Origin of the sequence: Acinetobacter sp. FDAARGOS_724 (genome assembly GCF_013364475.1) — a bacterium.
GTDB lineage: Bacteria > Pseudomonadota > Gammaproteobacteria > Pseudomonadales > Moraxellaceae > Acinetobacter > Acinetobacter variabilis.
Genome location: NZ_CP054908.1, coordinates 1,546,803 through 1,564,570, shown reverse-complemented (window position 1 = coordinate 1,564,570; position 17,768 = coordinate 1,546,803). Strand labels below are relative to the sequence as shown.

Here is a 17,768-nt window from a genome sequence, read left to right as displayed (position 1 = left end):
TTCAAACTTAAAAATTAAGCTGGAATATTACGTACCGATGCATTACGGATTGCTTCTTTCAATGCGTCATAACCATAAATTGGCGGGAATTGCGGGAATTCTGCAATCACATTCTCTGGTGCGTCGAACAGGAAGCCATGATCTGCTTCACCCAGCATTGTCGTATCGTTATATGAATCACCGGCTGCAATCACACGGAAATTCAGACCGTGTAATGCTTTCACTGCCTGACGCTTCTGATCTGGCTGGCGAAGTTTATAAGCAGTGATCATGCCCTCTTCATCAGTTTCCAGCTTATGACAGAAAATCGTTGGCCAGCCTAGTTGCTTCATTAAAGGATGAGCAAATTCATAGAAAGTGTCAGACAGAATAATCAGCTGAAAATGAGTACTTACCCATTCTACAAATTCCTTGGCGCCTTCAAATGGCCCCATATCCGCAATCACAGCCTGGATATCATTTAGACCCAAACCATGCTGTTTTAAAATATTCAAACGCTGGGTCATCAACACATCATAGTCAGGAATATCACGTGTCGTTGCTTCGAGCTCTTTAATACCTGTTTTTTTAGCAAAATTGATCCAGATTTCTGGAACCAAAACGCCCTCTAGATCTAGACATACGACTTCCATGAAGCATCCCCTCAGTTGTATTGAAAAAATTTTGCCCTATCATAGCTGAAGAAAAAGATTTTGCACTGTTCTTTTTTAAATCTGTTTTTTTCATAAGTATTTATTTTTTAGTGATAAGTAGCTTTGGGCATTTCTATTAAAATAGAATAAATCTGAAATAAATTCATATAGGCCACGTCATTTCCAAGCCTATGTCGCCAGGACTCATATGACCAAAATCCCCACTATTGCTATGGTAGATGCGCTCGCATCTGAATATGCAGATAAATCACCAAGTGAAATTTTAGCGCTTGCTCTCGACCAGGAAGGCGAAATTGCCATTTCATTTTCCGGTGCAGAAGATGTCGTACTGATTGATATGGCATCCAATTTAGGTAAACCTTTCCGGGTATTTAGCCTGGATACAGGGCGTCTGCATGCTGAGACTTATCAATTTATTGAAAAGGTTCGTCAGCACTATAATATTGATATCGAAATCTGCTTCCCGGAAACAGAGGAGATTCAACAACTGACGACTGAAAAAGGTTTGTTCAGTTTTTACCGTGACGGCCATCAGGAATGTTGCGGAATCCGCAAGGTGCAACCTTTACGCAAAAAACTGGCAACTTTAGATGGCTGGATTACCGGTCAGCGTAAAGACCAAAGCCCGGGAACACGGAATGACATTCCGGTGGTTCAATCTGATGAAGGTTTTTCTGGTCCAGGCAAACAGCTGATTAAATATAATCCCCTTGCCAACTGGTCTAGTGCAGATGTGTGGAATTATATCCGAATGATGGAAATTCCATACAACCCACTACATGAAAAAGGTTTTATCTCCATTGGCTGTGAACCTTGTACCCGTCCTGTGCTGCCAAATCAGCATGAACGTGAAGGACGCTGGTGGTGGGAAGAAGCCACCCATAAAGAATGTGGCTTGCATGCCGGGAACTTGAAAAAATAATCTTAAAAAACCATCCGTTCGTCGGGTGGTTTTTTTGTGAACCAATCGGCTACAGAAAAATCAGTACCTTTATGCGACAAAATCGCTATACTTTGTAATGTGATACCAATAATTCTAACAAGGTTGCTTATACATGAGCAGCTGAAGAAAATGCAGTGAGGCAATCTACGCTATGCGTCCATTACATCCGATTGACTTTATTTTTTTGTCTTTAGAGAAACGGCAGCAGCCTATGCATGTAGGCGGGTTATTTTTGTTTCAAATTCCTGACAATGCACCAGCCTCTTTTATCCGGGATCTGGTGACTGATATTCGCAATTCCAAATCCTCACCGATTCCTCCATTTAATAACTATTTAAACGGTTTATTTTGGGATGAAGATGAAGAGTTTGATTTAGATCATCATTTTCGTCATATTGCCTTACCGAAACCTGGGCGTATCCGCGAGCTGCTGACTTATATTTCCCAAGAACACAGCGCACTGATTGACCGCGCTAAACCTTTATGGACCTGTCATATTATTGAAGGCATTGAAGGCAACCGTTTTGCCATGTACTTCAAGATTCACCATGCGATGGTAGATGGTATTGCAGGCATGCGTCTGGTAGAAAAATCACTTTCCCATGATCCACATGCGAAAAGTATTGTGCCACCTTGGTGTGTAGAAGGTCCACGAGCAAAACGTCTGAAAGCGCCGAAAGTCAGCCGCATGAAGAATGTGTTACAGGCGATTAAAGGCCAGCTGGAATGTACGCCACGAGTGGCTTATGAATTATCACAAACCGTACTGAAAGATATGGGGCGTAATCCGGATTATGTGTCCAGCTTTCAAGCACCAAGTTCTATTTTAAATCAGCGTGTCAGTGCCTCACGTCGTTTCGCAGCCCAATCTTTTGAATTCTCACGTTTACGTCATATTTCTAAAGCTTTAGGTGTAACGATTAATGATATCGTGTTAGCGATCTGTTCAGGTGCCTTACGCGAATATTTACTCACACAAAATGCCTTGCCGAAAAAACCATTAATTGCAATGGTGCCCGCTTCTGTACATAGCGATGACTCCGATGTTTCCAACCGTATTACCATGATTCTGGCGAATCTGGGCACGCATAAGGATGATCCTTTGGAGCGTCTTAAAACGGTACGTCGCAGTGTACTCAGTGCTAAAGAACGCTTTAAGCGCATGAATGCCAATCAGATTCTGAACTATAGTGCTTTTGTCTACGGTCTTGCAGGATTCAATATTGCATCTGGCTTAATGCCAAAACGTCAGGCATTTAATGTAATCATTTCCAATGTCCCTGGTCCTCAGGAACCTCTGTACTGGAATGGCGCACGTTTGGAAGCCTTATATCCGGCTTCGATTGTACTGGATGGACAGGCACTGAATATCACCATGACCAGTTATATGGACAAGCTTGAAGTAGGTCTTACTGCTTGCCGTAATGCTCTACCCAAAATGCAGAATCTATTGACTCATCTTGAAGAAGAAATTCAACGCTTCGAACGGATTGTGGATGGTGAACCCGTCCCAAAGTTGAAAGCGGTCAGTTAGCCGCGGACGAATAAAATCTGGCAATAGACTGCTAAAAAGTGTGTGAGCACTTTTGCCAATCATTTAGTAAAAAATAAAGGGGCAATTTAAGCCCCTTGATTTTATTCCTTTTTACAGTTTGAATGAAATTCATACAACTGCAATCTATTTTGGTTTAATTAACTTTTAATAGTACGACACTGTTTTAATAACTGATGGCAAACAGAGCGAATCATAGAAGCTGTAATCTGAACTTCATTCCCGCGTTCATCCACAATATATCCTGCATGCACAGCCTTTGGTTCTAATACGTGTTTCAAGCTTTTATTGATTACAACTTTACTCATACTCATCATAGACTCCTTTTGCTAAGCCTAGAACTGGGAGAAAGGCTTTGGCTAATTTGATGTTTCTAGTATTGTAAATATCAGTAGAGATGTAAAATTTCAGATGTAACAAGTGTTTAACGATATTCTGTTACAATTTCAGCTGAGAATGATATCGTATTGCTCTTGCGTGTATAAATTTTCGACCTGGAATTTAATTACACGATTAATAAAGTGTTCCAGATCCGCCACAGCTGGGGCTTCTGCAGTTAACAGCCGATCAATCACTGCCGGATGGGCAACGACAGTAAAGCCACTTTGTGATTCATAAGCGCGAGCATAGCGCAGGATTTCCCGAAAGATTTCGTAACACACTGATTCTGCTGTTTTCACATATCCACGTCCCTGACAGGTCGGACAGGACTCGCATAACAAGTGTTCCAAAGACTCACGGGTACGCTTACGCGTCATCTCCACCAGTCCCAGTTCAGACACCTGGGTGATCTTGGTTTTGGCATGATCACGTTCCAGCATTTTCATAAACTGGTTCATCACTTCTTCACGATGTTGGGCTTCCTGCATGTCAATGAAGTCGATGATAATAATACCGCCCAGATTACGCAGACGCAGCTGACGTGCAATGACCTGTGTGGCTTCCATATTGGTTTTAAACACCGTATCTTCCAGCGAGCGACCGCCCACATAAGAACCGGTATTGACGTCAATTGTGGTCATGGCTTCAGTCTGGTCAATCATCAGATAACCACCGGACTTCAGTGCTACACGGGTTTGTAGAGCCTTTTGCAGATCTTCTTCGACATTGTACAAATCGAAAATTGGTCGCTCGCCCGGATAATGTAGCAAACGGTCTTTCATATTCGGCACGAACTCATCCACAAACTCTTTCAACTTGCCGTGAATTTCGCGTGAATCGATATAGATCTTTTCGGTTTCTTCATTGGCAAGATCACGAATAACACGCTGTGGCAAAGGCAGCTCTTCAAAGATCAATGAAGGCACTGCGATGACTTTTTGTTTGCGCTGAATGTATTCCCAGAGTTTAGCCAGATAAGCCATATCCTGTGCAATCGCTTCTTCCTCAATGCCGTCAGCGGCAGTACGGACAATGACGGAACCTGGCAGCTTGTGTTCTGCCTGAATACGCTCAATGATCGAGCGTAAACGATTGCGTTCATCTTCGGATTCAATCCGCTGCGATACACCAATATGATTGCCATATGGCATCAGGACCAAATAACGTGAAGGAATAGAAAGATCAGTAGATAGACGTGCGCCCTTGGTGCCGAGCATGTCTTTCATCACCTGAACGGTGAGAATCAGACCCGGCTGCAACAGCTCGAATACATTCGGCGTTGGCTGGTTACGTGGCCAGACCATGTCATTGATATGCAAAAATGCCGTTCTGGACAGGCCAATATCAACAAAAGCGGCCTGCATGCCCGGCAAGACCCGGACCACTTTCCCTTTATAGATATTCCCGACCAATCCGCGCTTGGCCGTACGCTCGACAAACAGTTCATTCACCGTGCCGTTTTCAATCAACGCCACCCGACATTCCATCGGTGTGACGTTAATCAACAACTCGTCAGACATAACAACACTCAAAACATTATAAGAATTCTTTTTCAGCAGTTAATTTAGTGCCTTAACCGTCTGCAATAACTGTACTGTTTCATATAGTGGCAAGCCCACTACATTCGAATAACTACCTTCTATTCTTGGAATATAACGCGCTGCAATTCCCTGTATTGCATAGGCGCCTGCTTTCCCAAGCGGCTCACCTGTTGCCCAGTAACTTTCCATATCATGGCTATTTAGTGGCTGAAATTCAACCTGTGTACGAACTACTATACTGTATTTTTCTTCTTTTGTGCGGACGCACACTCCAGTAAACACATCATGCCATCTCCCTGAAATTTTTTCCCACATTTCAAAGGCATGCTGTTTGGATTCAGGTTTCCCCAAAATCTCATTATTCACACCTAAACTGGTATCCGCAGCAATAATAATGGCATCCGGAAACAGCTTGGCCACCGCTTCCGCTTTGACTTGTGCCAGACGTTCGACATAGGCTGCAATGGACTCATTTTCCAGTACAGATTCGTCTACATCTGGGCTACAGATCTCAACGTTCAGCCCGAGTTGCTGCAAAAGTTCACGGCGTCGGGGTGAGCTGGAAGCGAGGATTAAATGCGCCATTTTCTCAAAAAGTAATAAAGCACTGGCCATATGATGACACTAGTCAGCATGGGAATCCAATGTCGTGCAAATGAGAATTGTACGCCGGTCGAAATCTGGGCAAAGAAGATAATCATCAAATGTGCCAGAATCGCAATTGCCGTAATGACCCATAAATTAGCAAAGGTCAGAATACGGCGCTCACGGGTCAGGAAACGTGCCACAAAAGCAATGATGATAAAGCTAAGTGCATTTAGACCTAAAGGCGCATCAAGCAGTAAATCAATGAATATCCCGGTAGCAAATGCAAACCAGATTCCACACCAGGTCGGCTGACACAACACCCAGAACAGCATGATCATCAGCATAAACTGCGGGCGCCAGCCAGAGAGCGAATAAGATAAAGGATAGACCACCAGAACCGAGGCAAAAATTACCGAAATCATGATCGGCAACAAGGGATCCCGATGGGTTCTTGGTTTCAGTTTAGCGATCGACATGTGGCTGCTCCATCGCTAAAGAATCGGAAAATAACACCACTACATGATGACCACCAGCCAGCTGCGCTGCCGGAACCACATCAATCTGGGCAAACTCACCTGAATTATGACGTTGTACTTTAGAGACGGTGCCGACCAGATAGCCTGCCGGGAAATGCTGTCCCAAACCCGAGCTATAGACTTTTTCACCGACTTTGATGTTGGCACTGGTCGGTACATATTCCATTTTCAGGCGTCCCAGATCCCCGGTTCCCGAGACAATGGCACGCATGCCAGTATGTTCCAGACGTACCGACAAGGAGTGTTCTTTATCAGAGAGCAGCATAACCCGGCTACTATGCGGATAGACATCAATAATCTGTCCCATAATCCCCATGTCATCCAGTACGGTCTGACCGACTTTCAGCTTGTTATTGGAACCACGGTTGATCACGATGATATGGCGTAGCGGATCAGCATCGGTACCAATCACCTCAGCAATTTCCATACGTCCATCAAGAATCAGAGAGGTATCTAAAAGACCGCGCAAACGGGTATTTTCTGCAGAAAGCTCTGCAATTTTTTGTAGGCGAACTTGCGCCTGCAATAGCTCAGCCTGCATCGCGGTATTTTCACGACGCAGTTGTGCTTCAGATTTGGTTTGTTGATTCAGCCATTCTCGCGACAGTACCGGATAGCTGGCCACGGCATAAATGGGATTATAGGCCGCGTACAAGACATCCCTTGCAGGTTGAACAACATGTGGCATGCGCCAGTCAAAGAACAGCACCACCAGACATGTTATCAGTGCAATGATAAAAGAGCGAAAAGATGGCGGTTGTCGAGAAAACAGATGTGCTTGCACCCGCCGAATCCTTGTCTTAGCCTACAAATAACATGTCATGATTTGGATTGTCGAAGAATTCGAGTACCTTACCACCTCCACGAGTCACGCAAGACAGTGGATCTTCAGCAACCACAACAGGCAGACCTGTTTCTTTAGCAAGCAGCTTGTCCAGGTTACGCAGCAATGCACCACCACCGGTCAACACGATCCCGCGTTCAGCGATGTCAGAAGACAGTTCAGGAGGTGTTTGTTCCAATGCAGATTTCACAGCAGACACGATGTTTTGTAGTGGATCAGAGATCGCTTGAGTGACTTCATCCGAGTTCACCACAATCGCGCGAGGCACACCTTCAGCCAAGTTACGGCCACGAACTTCAATTTCCAGCGGTTTTGCACCTTCATCTGGAAGTGCCATGCCAACTTCTTTTTTGATCACTTCAGCTGTGGTTTCACCGATCACGCAACCATGTGCCTTACGTACGTAGTTGATGATCTGTTCATCAAATACATCACCGCCAATACGCAGCGAGTCTGCATATACACAGCCCTGCAATGAAATTACTGCAATCTCAGTTGTACCGCCGCCCACATCGACAACCATCGAACCACATGCCTGCTCAACCGGCATGCCTGCACCAATTGCAGCAGCCATCGGTTCTTCAATCAGACGTACTTCACGTGCACCCGCATTATAAACTGCTTCACGGATCGCACGGCGTTCAACCAGTGTCGATTTACATGGCACGCAAACCACCACGCGTGGCGCTGGCGGGAATAAACGTTTTTCGTGTACCTTACCAATGAACTGATTTAACATGGTTTCGGTCACTTCGAAATCCGCAATCACGCCGTCTTTCATCGGACGGATTGCAGAAATATTTGCTGGGGTACGACCAAGCATTTGTTTCGCGTCAAGACCTACGGCAGCAACAATTTTATGTGAACCACTGTGACGGATGGCTACAACCGTCGGTTCATTTAATATAATGCCTCGTCCTGGCGCATAAATAAGTGTATTTGCAGTACCTAAATCAATAGCGAGATCTGGCGAAAACAAGCCTATTAGTCGTTTTAGAATCACGGGGACGTTCTCAGTTAAACTTTATATGGACGCAAGGTGGCCACTTTAACTAAATGTGATGATTTGGACAAGTCAATCGCTTATCATAACGCATGATAATTTGAATTTTTTTTTAATACTGATTAGGTAATATTATGTCTACATCGGATGCACAGTCTTCTGCAGATTTAAATGCAGAAACAGTTTCAGCTATTGCCAACCTCGCAAGGTTATCTCTTAATGATACGCAATCTGCTGAATATGCTCAAAGTTTAAATAAAATTTTAGGCATGATGGAAACGCTGAAAGGCATCGATACTGACGGTGTTGAACCACTGAAAAGCCCTTTCGACCACCCACAGCCTTTACGTGAAGATGTCGTGTCGGAAAGCAATCATCGTGAGGAATACCAAGCAGTTGCACCTGCTGTACAGGACGGTTTGTATCTCGTCCCACGCGTGATTGAGTAATTACTACCCAGTCCATTCTTTTTATTAAATTAAACGTAAAGAATTATTTCTCATGACAGATTTACACCGCTTATCCATTCGTGAACTGACTGAAGGTTTGGCAAATGCTCAATTTTCATCCTGCGAATTGACTCAACACTATTTAAAACGCATCGAAAAAATTGATGCACAGGTCAAGGCTTATGTGACCGTGACTGCTGAACAGGCATTGGCTCAAGCTGATGCTGCCGATGCTGCAATCAAAGCCGGCAATGCCACTGCCCTGACTGGCGTGCCCATTGCGCATAAAGATATCTTCTGTACCCAAGGCATTAAAACCACTGCCGGTTCTAAAATGCTGGACAATTTTATCTCTCCTTACGACGCGACCGTTGTAGCGAAAGGTAAAGCTGCGGGCTTAGTCACACTTGGTAAAGTGAACATGGACGAATTCGCCATGGGTTCAACTTCTGAGTCATCTTATTTTGGCGCGACCAAAAACCCTTGGGCACTAGATCACGTTCCAGGCGGTTCTTCAGGTGGTTCTGCTGCGGTTGTGGCTGCTGATCTAGCACCTTTTGCAACCGGTACCGATACCGGTGGTTCAATCCGTCAACCAGCATCTTTTTGTGGTCTGACTGGTCTAAAACCGACTTATGGCCGTGTATCACGTTTCGGTATGATCGCGTACGCATCATCACTGGATCAGGGTGGTCCAATGGCACGTTCAGCGGAAGACTGTGCTTACCTGATGAATGTGATGGCCGGTCATGATGCCAAAGACTCAACCTCCATGGACAAAGACGTTGATGACTACGTTGCCAACCTGAACGGCACTTCTGTAAAAGGTCTGCGCATTGGTATTCCTAAACAATACTTCAATGTTGAAGGTCTGGATGCTGATGTAAAAGCACGCGTTGAAGAATCCTTAAAAAAACTGGAAGAAATGGGCGCAACGCTGGTTGAGATTGATCTCAACATGACGGAAGCCTATGTTCCAACGTATTACCTGATTGCCCCTGCTGAAGCATCTTCAAACCTGTCTCGTTATGACGGTGTGCGTTATGGCTACCGTTGTGAAGAGCCTAAAGATCTTCTCGACCTATATAAACGTTCCCGTTCAGAAGGTTTCGGTGCCGAAGTTCAACGTCGTATCCTGATTGGGACTTACGCGTTATCTGCGGGCTACTACGATGCTTATTATGTAAAAGCACAGAAAGTACGCCGTCTGATCCAGCAAGATTTCCTTAAAGCATTTGAATCTGTCGATGTCATCGCTGCGCCTTCTGCACCGACTACTGCATATCGTATCGGTGCAAACCTGTCTCCGGTTGAAATGTACTTAGGTGACATCTACACCATCGCGGTAAACCTTGCAGGTCTTCCTGCGATTAATGCGCCTGTTGGTTTTGACAAAGACAACTTGCCAGTTGGCTTACAGCTGATTGGTAACTACTGGTCAGAATCTCAATTGTTGTCTGTGGTACACCAGTATCAACAAGCAACTGATTGGCATACTAAACGCGCTGCAATTGCTGAGGAGAATGCATAATGGCTAAAAACGCTGCTAAACCAAAATCTAACCTGATTGATGGTTGGGAAGTCGTTATTGGTATCGAGATTCACACTCAGCTTGCGACTAAATCTAAAATCTTCTCTGGTTCATCAACTGAATTTGGTAATGATCCAAACACTCAGGCGAGCCTTGTAGACCTTGCGATGCCGGGCGTATTGCCAGTACTGAACAAAGAAGTCGTTGATCTTGCGATTCGCTTTGGTCTGGGTATCGATGCTTACATCGACCAAGCCTCTGTATTTGCACGTAAAAACTACTTCTACCCGGATTCTCCAAAAGGCTACCAGATCAGCCAGATGGATAACCCGATTGTAGGCTTGGGTCATATCGACATCCAGCTTGAAGATGGCACGGTTAAACGCATTGGCGTGACTCGTGCGCACCTTGAGGAAGATGCAGGTAAATCAATCCATGACCAGTTTGAAGGCATGTCAGGCATCGACTTGAACCGTGCCGGTACGCCGCTTCTTGAAATCGTATCTGAACCGGATATGCGTTCGGTTGAAGAAGCAGTTGCCTACATTAAAGCGATTCACACACTGGTACGCTGGTTAGGTATTTCTGACGGTAACATGGCAGAAGGTTCGTTCCGTGCGGACTGTAACGTGTCTTTACGCCGTCCGGGTCAACCATTCGGTACACGTTGTGAGTTGAAAAACCTGAACTCATTCCGTTTCATTGAGCAAGCGATCAATGTTGAGATTGAACGTCAAATGGAAATTCTGGAATGGGACGGCACCATCGACCAGGAAACTCGTCTGTTCGACCCTGTGAAGATGGAAACCCGGTCAATGCGTTCTAAAGAAGAAGCGAACGATTACCGCTACTTCCCTGACCCAGACTTGTTGCCTGTGGTGATTGCGGATGAGCAAATCGAAGCAATTAAAGCAACCATGCCTGAGTTGCCTGCTGCACGTCGTGCACGTTTCGTGGCTGACTTTGGTGTGACTGAGTACGATGCTCACGTTCTTACACTGACTCGTGAAATGTCAGAGTTTTACGAAGAAGTCGTTAAAGCTGCTGGTGGTGCTGCGCAAGGCAAGATTGCGGCAAACTGGGTGATGGGCGAATTCTCAGGTGCTTTAAACAAAGCTGGTCTAGACCTTGCTGACTCTCCTGTATCTGCGGAAAAACTTGGTGGCATGATCGCACGTATTGTGGACAACACCATTAACGGTAAGATCGCGAAGCAAGTATTCGGCTTTATGTGGGACGAAGGCAAATCTGCGGACGAAATTATTGCTGAAAAAGGCTTGAAACAGGAAACTGATACAGGCGCAATTGAAGCGATTATTAAGGAAGTACTTACTGCTAACGAGAAGATGGTTGAAGAGTATAAATCTGGTAAAGAGAAAGCTTTCAACGGTCTTGTTGGTCAAGTGATGAAAGCAGCAAAAGGTAAAGCAAACCCTGCACAAGTAAATGAATTAATGAAAAAATTGATTGGTTAATGCTGATTAATTTTAGAATAAAAAACCCGCTTTAGAGCGGGTTTTTTATCAAGAAGATATTACGTCTAAAACTAATTTATTCTGTTTATTTCTATCTGTTTCACTAATTCCTAATTCTGCTGCAGTTATTGGCATAACATTCCATGATTTAAAAACTGTATCCAATATTTCATTATGATCCTTAACCAAGATATAGCATGGGGGCTTATTCATGCGATTCTTTTCATTCCACATTTGATTAAGCAGATAAAGAATATTTCTAATATTATAGGACTTACGCACTATTACTTATAGATTCTCTGTGGTAGCAGATGATTTTTATCGAGAATAAAGTCATCAATGAAGTTTTTGATAATTGGTCTAAATAATTTCTTCTGCCAACGATATATATTTTCAAAGATCCGCTCAAACTGGTTCTTTTGTATCTCAACGTAGGCCATCAAGGCTGAAAAAATATGATTCAAAATCAGTTTAGATCGTCTTACTTGAAACTTTTCAATATGACAAACCTGTTTAATCACCCGGTGATATTGCTCTATTTTCCAATGACTTGAATGTAATTCATGAAAACCTTCAAAGGACAATAAATCATCTTCATCTTGATGCACAATATAAAACCTCTGCTGTTCTTTTAACTGAGTCTTAAATAATTGTACAAAGCCAAAATCTTTGAGCCAGACCACTTGACCCTGATGGAAATCTGGCAATAAACGCAGTTGAAACCATTGTCCTTTTTCTGGGGAAACCTTACGGTTACAGTCGATACCAAACATAAATCGAATACCATATTTTCTTATGGTTTTTAGATTTCCAGTCGATGAATACCAACTATCACCTGTAATAAATTGAATCTTTGCACCCCAACTGAGTACTTCACTTAACATATCCATAAAGTAATCATTCTTGGTTTTACTTTCAGATTTGTCATAAATTCGGAAATTAATTGGAATATTTTGACCATTTTGATCTGTCGCATACAAGGTAATGAGATTAATACCCTTGACGGATCGGTGGTGTTTGCCTGACCAAAAATAGCTAACCAAGTCCATATGTTGACTATATGGTTTATCTAAAACAGTATCATCAATACTGACTATAAGTTTATTATTATCAATATGTTGAATTGATTCTTGATATAGGTCGTGAGGTGTGTAGTCTTCACGCTCTAGAAAGCGATTTACACTATCATGCGAGATATTATAAGTCTCGGCAAGTTGTGTGCAGCTAATAGAGTTCGGTTCTGTCATGAGAAAGCCCATATAAATGGGTAATGTACAAGTTGCTGTAGAAGCATGTTTAATTCGTCTGATCACAGATACTTTATAAAGTATTTTAATACTTTTTTGAATCCGTCAATGCGTAAGTCCTATATTATTATCTGTAAGTGAATAACCCATGAATAGAACAGTATTACTTAAGATATCGCTTCTAAACTTTATATCTAAAGGATCTTGAAATGTCATTCTTCTAAAATAACTAGATTCATTTAGAATAATACTATCATCGTCTGAAAAATCACCATGAAACTTAACAATTTGGCTATGGTTGACGTTATGAGAACTTATATCAACAATATTTGTAATTTTTGAATACGGTTTTTTATAAAACTCAAAAGCCTTCTCAATCCATTCATCATAATTAGTTGTGTAAATCAATGGAAAATTTCTATTTGCTAAAAGCTTATGGAATTCAGAAAGCTCTAATTTTTCCTGTTTATCACTAGAATGCCACTCTTGATCCAACTTTGTTCTTAAGCGACCAAAATGAGAATTTCTTTTTAAATAATAGTATTCAGCCAAAATATATGAATTATTGTCAGCATATGACTTAAAAATAGCTGAATCATATCCCAGGTCCTCAGCCATAATCTCTATCAATCGCTCCCAATTAGGTAACCCCAAAGTCGCTGATATACCAGCTCCAAGAAATAATATAAGTTTTCTATCTCTATAAGCACTTTTTAATGCTGTTAATTCCTTTAAATTAGACATAATTATCTCTTATATATTTCTCAAATTTATCAAATGCCAACTTTCTCATAGAAATTTTTAATTTTTCATCACCTAGCTCTGCAAAAGTTTTGTCGTATCCTTTTGGTATAAATACACAATCCCATTGAAAGCTATCATCCCCTCTAGGCTCATTAGCAACAATCCCTTCAATTTCACCTTCGAAATAATGATTTTGCTTTCCATCACAAAAACCTATAACCGTCTTAGCCTTTAGGGGAGTAGATTTAAAATAATGACAAAATTTTTCCTTTTGTAACTTATCCCAAAATGGCTGAGTTAATCCGCCTGGAAAACCATCAAACTCATCTAAAAATAGGCCTGTATGTTCAACTATTACAGGAGATTTAACAAATTGAAAAGCCTTTATCAACTTATCCTTAATTAGCTCTTCTACATTCAGAGTCTGGATTTCATTTATTTCTTTGGCATATTCTTTGACAGATACTTCAGCTAAACTCTCTAAATATTTTCTCAATTCAGTTTGTTTATGCGGATTTCTTGAGACTATATAAATATCCATCACACCCCCTTTATAAAAGTAAATTTTCTTTGATTATCAAAAAAATTTTGTAAAAAATTCACATCCCCAGTTAATTCATAAAATTTTAAATAATCTTCTGATATTCCCTTATTATGTAATTGTGGATTATCTGAACAAATTATAAAAGGCACTTCATATCTCATAAAGTCTAAAAAAGAATATTTTTCATCTTTAATCGAGTTAGTCAAATAATTTGAATTAGGGCAAACTTCGATGGGTATATTTTTATGAGCTACTTCTTCCATCATTTTTTCAGAAGTTACCAATGCATTAGCATGACCTAATCTATCAGCTTCGAAAACATGAATAGCCTGTTCAATATTTTGAAGTATTCCTGTTTCACCAGCATGAATAGTAATTCCAAGACCTAACTCTTCTTTAGACTTTTTGAAAAAAATGGATAAATCATTATTCACAGGAATATTTTCATTCCCTGCTAAATCAACCCCTACCAAGTTAGGAGGATAGTTTAAATTTTTCATAGCATCAAAAATAGCTAAACTTTTTTCTTTTGTAAGTTGAAATCTACTCAAAGTAACTATTAATCCTAGTCTTATACCCACTTTATTCTCAGCATTCAATAAAGCTTCTAGGAGCCACTCCAAAGCCACTTCCAAGCTGATTCGGTTTAATTCTGCTATATAAAAAACAGTATTTCTTAGTTCTGCAAATTTTACATTGTCTTCTGATAGACCTTGAGCTGCATGTAATACTTGAAGATTTAAGTCGCTTTGACTTGTTGGAATTTTATTCAAAACTCGCCACGGCTTTAGATATTCCTCCAAACTCGTTTGCCTTTCTAATATATTTAAATCAGTGTCAATATTGAAATTATCAGGTAGGCTGATGGCATTTTCCAATAGCATTTTCTTAATCAAACTGGTAGGTATAGCCCCGTTTAAATGAAGATGAAGATCCCCTTTCGGCAATTGCTTAATATGTTCGTACATTACATTTTTATCAAAATAAGTAACTATATTATATAAGAAAAAAATATTCTCGTGATACTAACTCTTATACGCTAAAATATTGTTTTTGACTTAAGCCTTAAAAATTCACTCAAAAAACAACATGACCATCAAAAAAGTAAGCTCCATCGCCAAACTCGAAGACTTAGGACGTGTTCAACTATCAAAGTCCTTTTTCATGCGTGACTTCCTCTATAGCGAAATTGCCAATTGGTACGGTGTACCTAACTTCCCAGACCATCCAGAAAAAGCTATCTACACAGGTACACAACTGTGTGAGCAACTGCTCGAACCATTACAAGAGAAATTCGGACGTATTGCCATTCGATCCGCTTATCGTTCGCCACAAGTGAATCAACTCGGCAATGAAAAAGGACATAACTGTGCTAGCAATGAAAAAAACTTTGCCAGCCATATTTGGGACTATCCCGACGAAAAGGGTTATGGTGCAACGGCGTGTATTGTCATTCCGTCATTTTTAGAACTTTATGAGAAAAACCAAGCCAATTGGCAACAACTTGCCTATTGGATTCATAACAATTTGAACTATAGTCATCTGCAATTTTTCCCAAAACTTTGTGCTTTTAATATTGGCTGGCACGAACAACCAGCACGGGAAATTTATAGTTATATTCAACCGAAAGGTTATTTGCTGCGAGGTGAAGCGGTGAATCCAGAGTTTGAAAAGTTTTATCCTGATCTTATTTAATTGTTCCTCTCATCCTCTGCCTTCTCCCAGTGGGAGAAGGAGCTTTCATTACAAATTTGAAATCCCTCTAAATCTCCCTTTAAGAAAGGGAGGCTTTGCCATGTGATTAAAATGATACGCGGTGTTCCCTCTCCTGAGCGAGTTTTAAAGCATTGCTTTTAAAACAAAGCGTAAGAAAGGACGAGGGCTAGGGAGAGGATTTAAAACATGCTATAAAATCAAAAAACAAACCGAAGAAAAACAAAAACATGTCAAATTACATTATCTTAATTAGCATTATCCTGATCATTCTTGTGTTTATCATTGGCGCATATCAGTCAAGACGACGCAAACCCATCAAACCACGGAGGCACACAGCCAGAGAAAGCAAAATTGCTAATCTTTCCGATGGTATCGAGCTAATTTTCACGCCCATTTTCTGGATCATTAAACTCATGATCGGGATATTCAAATCATAAAGCGGTTATTAACGATTTTTTTGAATTTGATCATAAAATCGTGTCTGTCCCATATTGAAAATCACTCAACAGGAATACAATCTGCACATTCTCCCATCCCGCCCTTATCATGTCGAAAAACCTCGCTACGCTGATTGGCTTAAGTGCTATTTTACAGTGGTCATCTATCGTAGGATTGCTCAAAAAAATCAGTTTTAGTATTGGACCTGACCTGGCTGTACTCATGATGTATAGCTTAAGCACCCTGCTCTTACTGGCTGTTTTTGGCGTTCCCAAACTCAAAACCATACCCAAATTTTATCTGCTGAGTGCAGCTGTATTATTTCTGGTATATGAAATCTGCTTTGCCTATGCCGTAGCACTTGCACAAACTGCACAGCAAGCCATTGAAATTAGTTTAGTGAATTATCTGTGGCCCAGTATGACCATCGCCATGCTGATTTTATTTCATGAACTAAAATTTCACAGCTTAGTAGTGGTAGGGCTCAGTATTAGTCTGGCAGGTATTTTTTATATCCAGACGGGCAACGGCGATATTCATTTAGCAACCGTCATTCACAATATACAAGGCAATCCGACCAGTTATATATTGGCATTTATTGGGGCGAGTTTATGGTCGCTATATTGTGTATTTACCAAAAAATACAGCCAAGGACATAACCCGATCGTGTTCTTTTTCGCGATGGTAAGTGTGGTTCTCTGGAGCAAGACGCTGCTGTTAGATCCCGAACAACTACCACAACTTCTTAATATTGACTTGAATATCATGCTATATATGTTGCTGGTGTCGATCGTAACTGGCTTGGGTTATGCAGCGTGGAATATCGGAATTAACCAGGGCAATATCGCAATGCTGGTCGCGTTATCTTATTTTAGCCCGATTTTTTCGTCTGTCATTTCCATGTGGGTACTGAATACCAGTCTATCCCACACCTTTTGGATCGGCACGATGATGGTTACCTTAGGTTCCTTTATTTGCTGGCTATCGACCAACTGGGATGAAATTCGAGACCGCCTGTTTCCAGGCAAGCTCTACAAAACTTAAACCACATTTTTGCGGTTTAAGTTTGGCTGCATCTGCAATTAATTAACGGGTGAGGCTTAATCTATTCCACACGTCAGGTGTCAAAAACGTCGTGACCAATTTGCTCATATCGATATATTTGAGTACGCCACTTAGCTGACTTTTGATTTCCGGATTTTTCAGTATTTCCTCACCTGTGACCTGCCCAAGCTCCTGGAAACTTTCACCCACTGCTTGTACTCCTTCAGCCTGAATCACCGCTTTGGTTTGGGTTGGACATTGCTCAACCAGAATCCGCTGTAAAACTGTCGCTAAATTTCTGTCGAGTGTTTCCTTTTGAGTTGCGGTTACATTGCTAAAAGCTTTCAGATCGGGATGATTACCCAATGCCACAAAGGTCCATTGCAAGACTGTGGTTTTATCAGTGGCTGTCGTGGATTTCATTAAACAGTCACTAAGCTGATCAACTGTTGGACCAGCTGTCGCAATCTGAGTTGCACCCAGTAATGCTGTAGTCATGAAGACTGCCCGAAGACCAGATAAAACTTTAAAACCCATAA

The 17,768-nt window shown here is 41.6% G+C and carries 19 protein-coding genes; 7 read left to right on the top strand and 12 right to left on the bottom strand.

Translation table 11 applies throughout. From position 1 onward, the window contains the following. Window positions 1-14: 14 nt before the first annotated feature. On the bottom strand, window positions 15-632 hold the full coding sequence (thrH, locus tag FOC32_RS08690) for a bifunctional phosphoserine phosphatase/homoserine phosphotransferase ThrH (RefSeq protein ID WP_004783083.1): 618 nt from the start codon (window positions 630-632) through the stop codon (window positions 15-17). A gap of 208 nt (window positions 633-840) precedes the next feature. Between thrH and FOC32_RS08685 the strand changes: the two genes are divergently transcribed. Both FOC32_RS08685 and FOC32_RS08680 read left to right on the top strand, forming a co-directional pair. Then, on the top strand, window positions 841-1,575 hold the full coding sequence (locus FOC32_RS08685) for a phosphoadenylyl-sulfate reductase (protein ID WP_004783085.1): 735 nt from the start codon (window positions 841-843) through the stop codon (window positions 1,573-1,575). Window positions 1,576-1,747: 172 nt separating this feature from the next. Beyond that, the gene (locus tag FOC32_RS08680; protein WP_175966992.1) at window positions 1,748-3,130 is read left to right on the top strand and encodes a WS/DGAT/MGAT family O-acyltransferase; all 1,383 of its coding nucleotides are present in this window, start codon (window positions 1,748-1,750) and stop codon (window positions 3,128-3,130) included. Between the two features lie 158 nt (window positions 3,131-3,288). On the opposite strand, the gene FOC32_RS08675 is transcribed toward FOC32_RS08680, so the two are convergent. From FOC32_RS08675 to FOC32_RS08650, 6 genes are all read right to left on the bottom strand, one after another. Then, a complete protein-coding gene (locus FOC32_RS08675; protein WP_004783090.1) occupies window positions 3,289-3,462 on the bottom strand; it encodes a PA1571 family protein in 174 nt (57 codons plus the stop codon). A 132-nt stretch (window positions 3,463-3,594) separates the two neighbouring features. Next, window positions 3,595-5,049, bottom strand: coding sequence for a ribonuclease G (gene rng / locus FOC32_RS08670; RefSeq protein WP_175966990.1), 1,455 nt, complete (start codon window positions 5,047-5,049; stop codon window positions 3,595-3,597). Window positions 5,050-5,088: 39 nt separating this feature from the next. Further along, window positions 5,089-5,655, bottom strand: coding sequence for a Maf family nucleotide pyrophosphatase (locus FOC32_RS08665; protein WP_175966988.1), 567 nt, complete (start codon window positions 5,653-5,655; stop codon window positions 5,089-5,091). Further along, window positions 5,643-6,134, bottom strand: coding sequence for a rod shape-determining protein MreD (mreD, locus tag FOC32_RS08660; protein WP_005234482.1), 492 nt, complete (start codon window positions 6,132-6,134; stop codon window positions 5,643-5,645). The genes FOC32_RS08665 and mreD overlap by 13 nt, the downstream gene beginning before the upstream one ends. Continuing rightward, window positions 6,121-6,978, bottom strand: a complete 858-nt coding sequence (gene mreC / locus FOC32_RS08655; protein WP_175966987.1) for a rod shape-determining protein MreC — start codon at window positions 6,976-6,978, stop codon at window positions 6,121-6,123. Before mreC ends, mreD begins: the two co-directional genes overlap by 14 nt. Before the next feature lie 16 nt (window positions 6,979-6,994). Next, entirely contained in the window at window positions 6,995-8,041 is a 1,047-nt protein-coding gene (locus FOC32_RS08650; protein WP_005234480.1) for a rod shape-determining protein, read from the bottom strand. Between the two features lie 134 nt (window positions 8,042-8,175). Here FOC32_RS08650 and gatC point away from each other — a divergent pair, with 134 nt between their 5' ends. From gatC to gatB, 3 genes are read left to right on the top strand one after another with little or no spacing between them, the layout of a single operon-like run. Beyond that, complete coding sequence (gatC, locus tag FOC32_RS08645) at window positions 8,176-8,490, top strand: Asp-tRNA(Asn)/Glu-tRNA(Gln) amidotransferase subunit GatC (protein ID WP_005234479.1); 315 nt, start codon at window positions 8,176-8,178, stop codon at window positions 8,488-8,490. Window positions 8,491-8,542: 52 nt separating this feature from the next. Next, window positions 8,543-10,021 carry an Asp-tRNA(Asn)/Glu-tRNA(Gln) amidotransferase subunit GatA gene (gene gatA, locus FOC32_RS08640; RefSeq protein WP_175966985.1) on the top strand — a complete coding sequence of 493 codons (1,479 nt, stop codon included), beginning with the start codon at window positions 8,543-8,545 and terminating at the stop codon, window positions 10,019-10,021. Next, entirely contained in the window at window positions 10,021-11,496 is a 1,476-nt protein-coding gene (gene gatB / locus FOC32_RS08635) for an Asp-tRNA(Asn)/Glu-tRNA(Gln) amidotransferase subunit GatB (RefSeq protein WP_175966983.1), read from the top strand. Before gatA ends, gatB begins: the two co-directional genes overlap by 1 nt. A 284-nt stretch (window positions 11,497-11,780) precedes the next feature. On the opposite strand, the gene FOC32_RS08630 is transcribed toward gatB, so the two are convergent. From FOC32_RS08630 to FOC32_RS08615, 4 genes are read right to left on the bottom strand one after another with little or no spacing between them, the layout of a single operon-like run. Beyond that, entirely contained in the window at window positions 11,781-12,809 is a 1,029-nt protein-coding gene (locus tag FOC32_RS08630; RefSeq protein WP_080633168.1) for a transposase, read from the bottom strand. Between the two features lie 39 nt (window positions 12,810-12,848). Beyond that, window positions 12,849-13,487: an SIR2 family protein gene (locus FOC32_RS08625; RefSeq protein ID WP_175966982.1), complete on the bottom strand. Its 639-nt coding sequence runs from the start codon at window positions 13,485-13,487 to the stop codon at window positions 12,849-12,851. After that, window positions 13,480-14,028: a non-canonical purine NTP pyrophosphatase gene (locus FOC32_RS08620; protein ID WP_175966980.1), complete on the bottom strand. Its 549-nt coding sequence runs from the start codon at window positions 14,026-14,028 to the stop codon at window positions 13,480-13,482. The genes FOC32_RS08625 and FOC32_RS08620 overlap by 8 nt, the downstream gene beginning before the upstream one ends. After that, window positions 14,028-14,999 (bottom strand): adenosine deaminase, encoded by a 972-nt coding sequence (locus FOC32_RS08615; RefSeq protein ID WP_175966978.1) that lies wholly within the window; start codon window positions 14,997-14,999, stop codon window positions 14,028-14,030. Before FOC32_RS08615 ends, FOC32_RS08620 begins: the two co-directional genes overlap by 1 nt. A 121-nt stretch (window positions 15,000-15,120) precedes the next feature. Here FOC32_RS08615 and FOC32_RS08610 point away from each other — a divergent pair, with 121 nt between their 5' ends. Both FOC32_RS08610 and yddG read left to right on the top strand, forming a co-directional pair. Continuing rightward, a complete protein-coding gene (locus FOC32_RS08610; RefSeq protein WP_175966977.1) occupies window positions 15,121-15,726 on the top strand; it encodes a hypothetical protein in 606 nt (201 codons plus the stop codon). Between the two features lie 567 nt (window positions 15,727-16,293). Further along, window positions 16,294-17,229, top strand: a complete 936-nt coding sequence (gene yddG / locus FOC32_RS08605; RefSeq protein ID WP_175966975.1) for an aromatic amino acid DMT transporter YddG — start codon at window positions 16,294-16,296, stop codon at window positions 17,227-17,229. Window positions 17,230-17,271: 42 nt separating this feature from the next. On the opposite strand, the gene FOC32_RS08600 is transcribed toward yddG, so the two are convergent. Beyond that, window positions 17,272-17,766: a hypothetical protein gene (locus FOC32_RS08600; protein WP_175966973.1), complete on the bottom strand. Its 495-nt coding sequence runs from the start codon at window positions 17,764-17,766 to the stop codon at window positions 17,272-17,274. Between the last annotated feature and the right edge of the window lie 2 nt (window positions 17,767-17,768).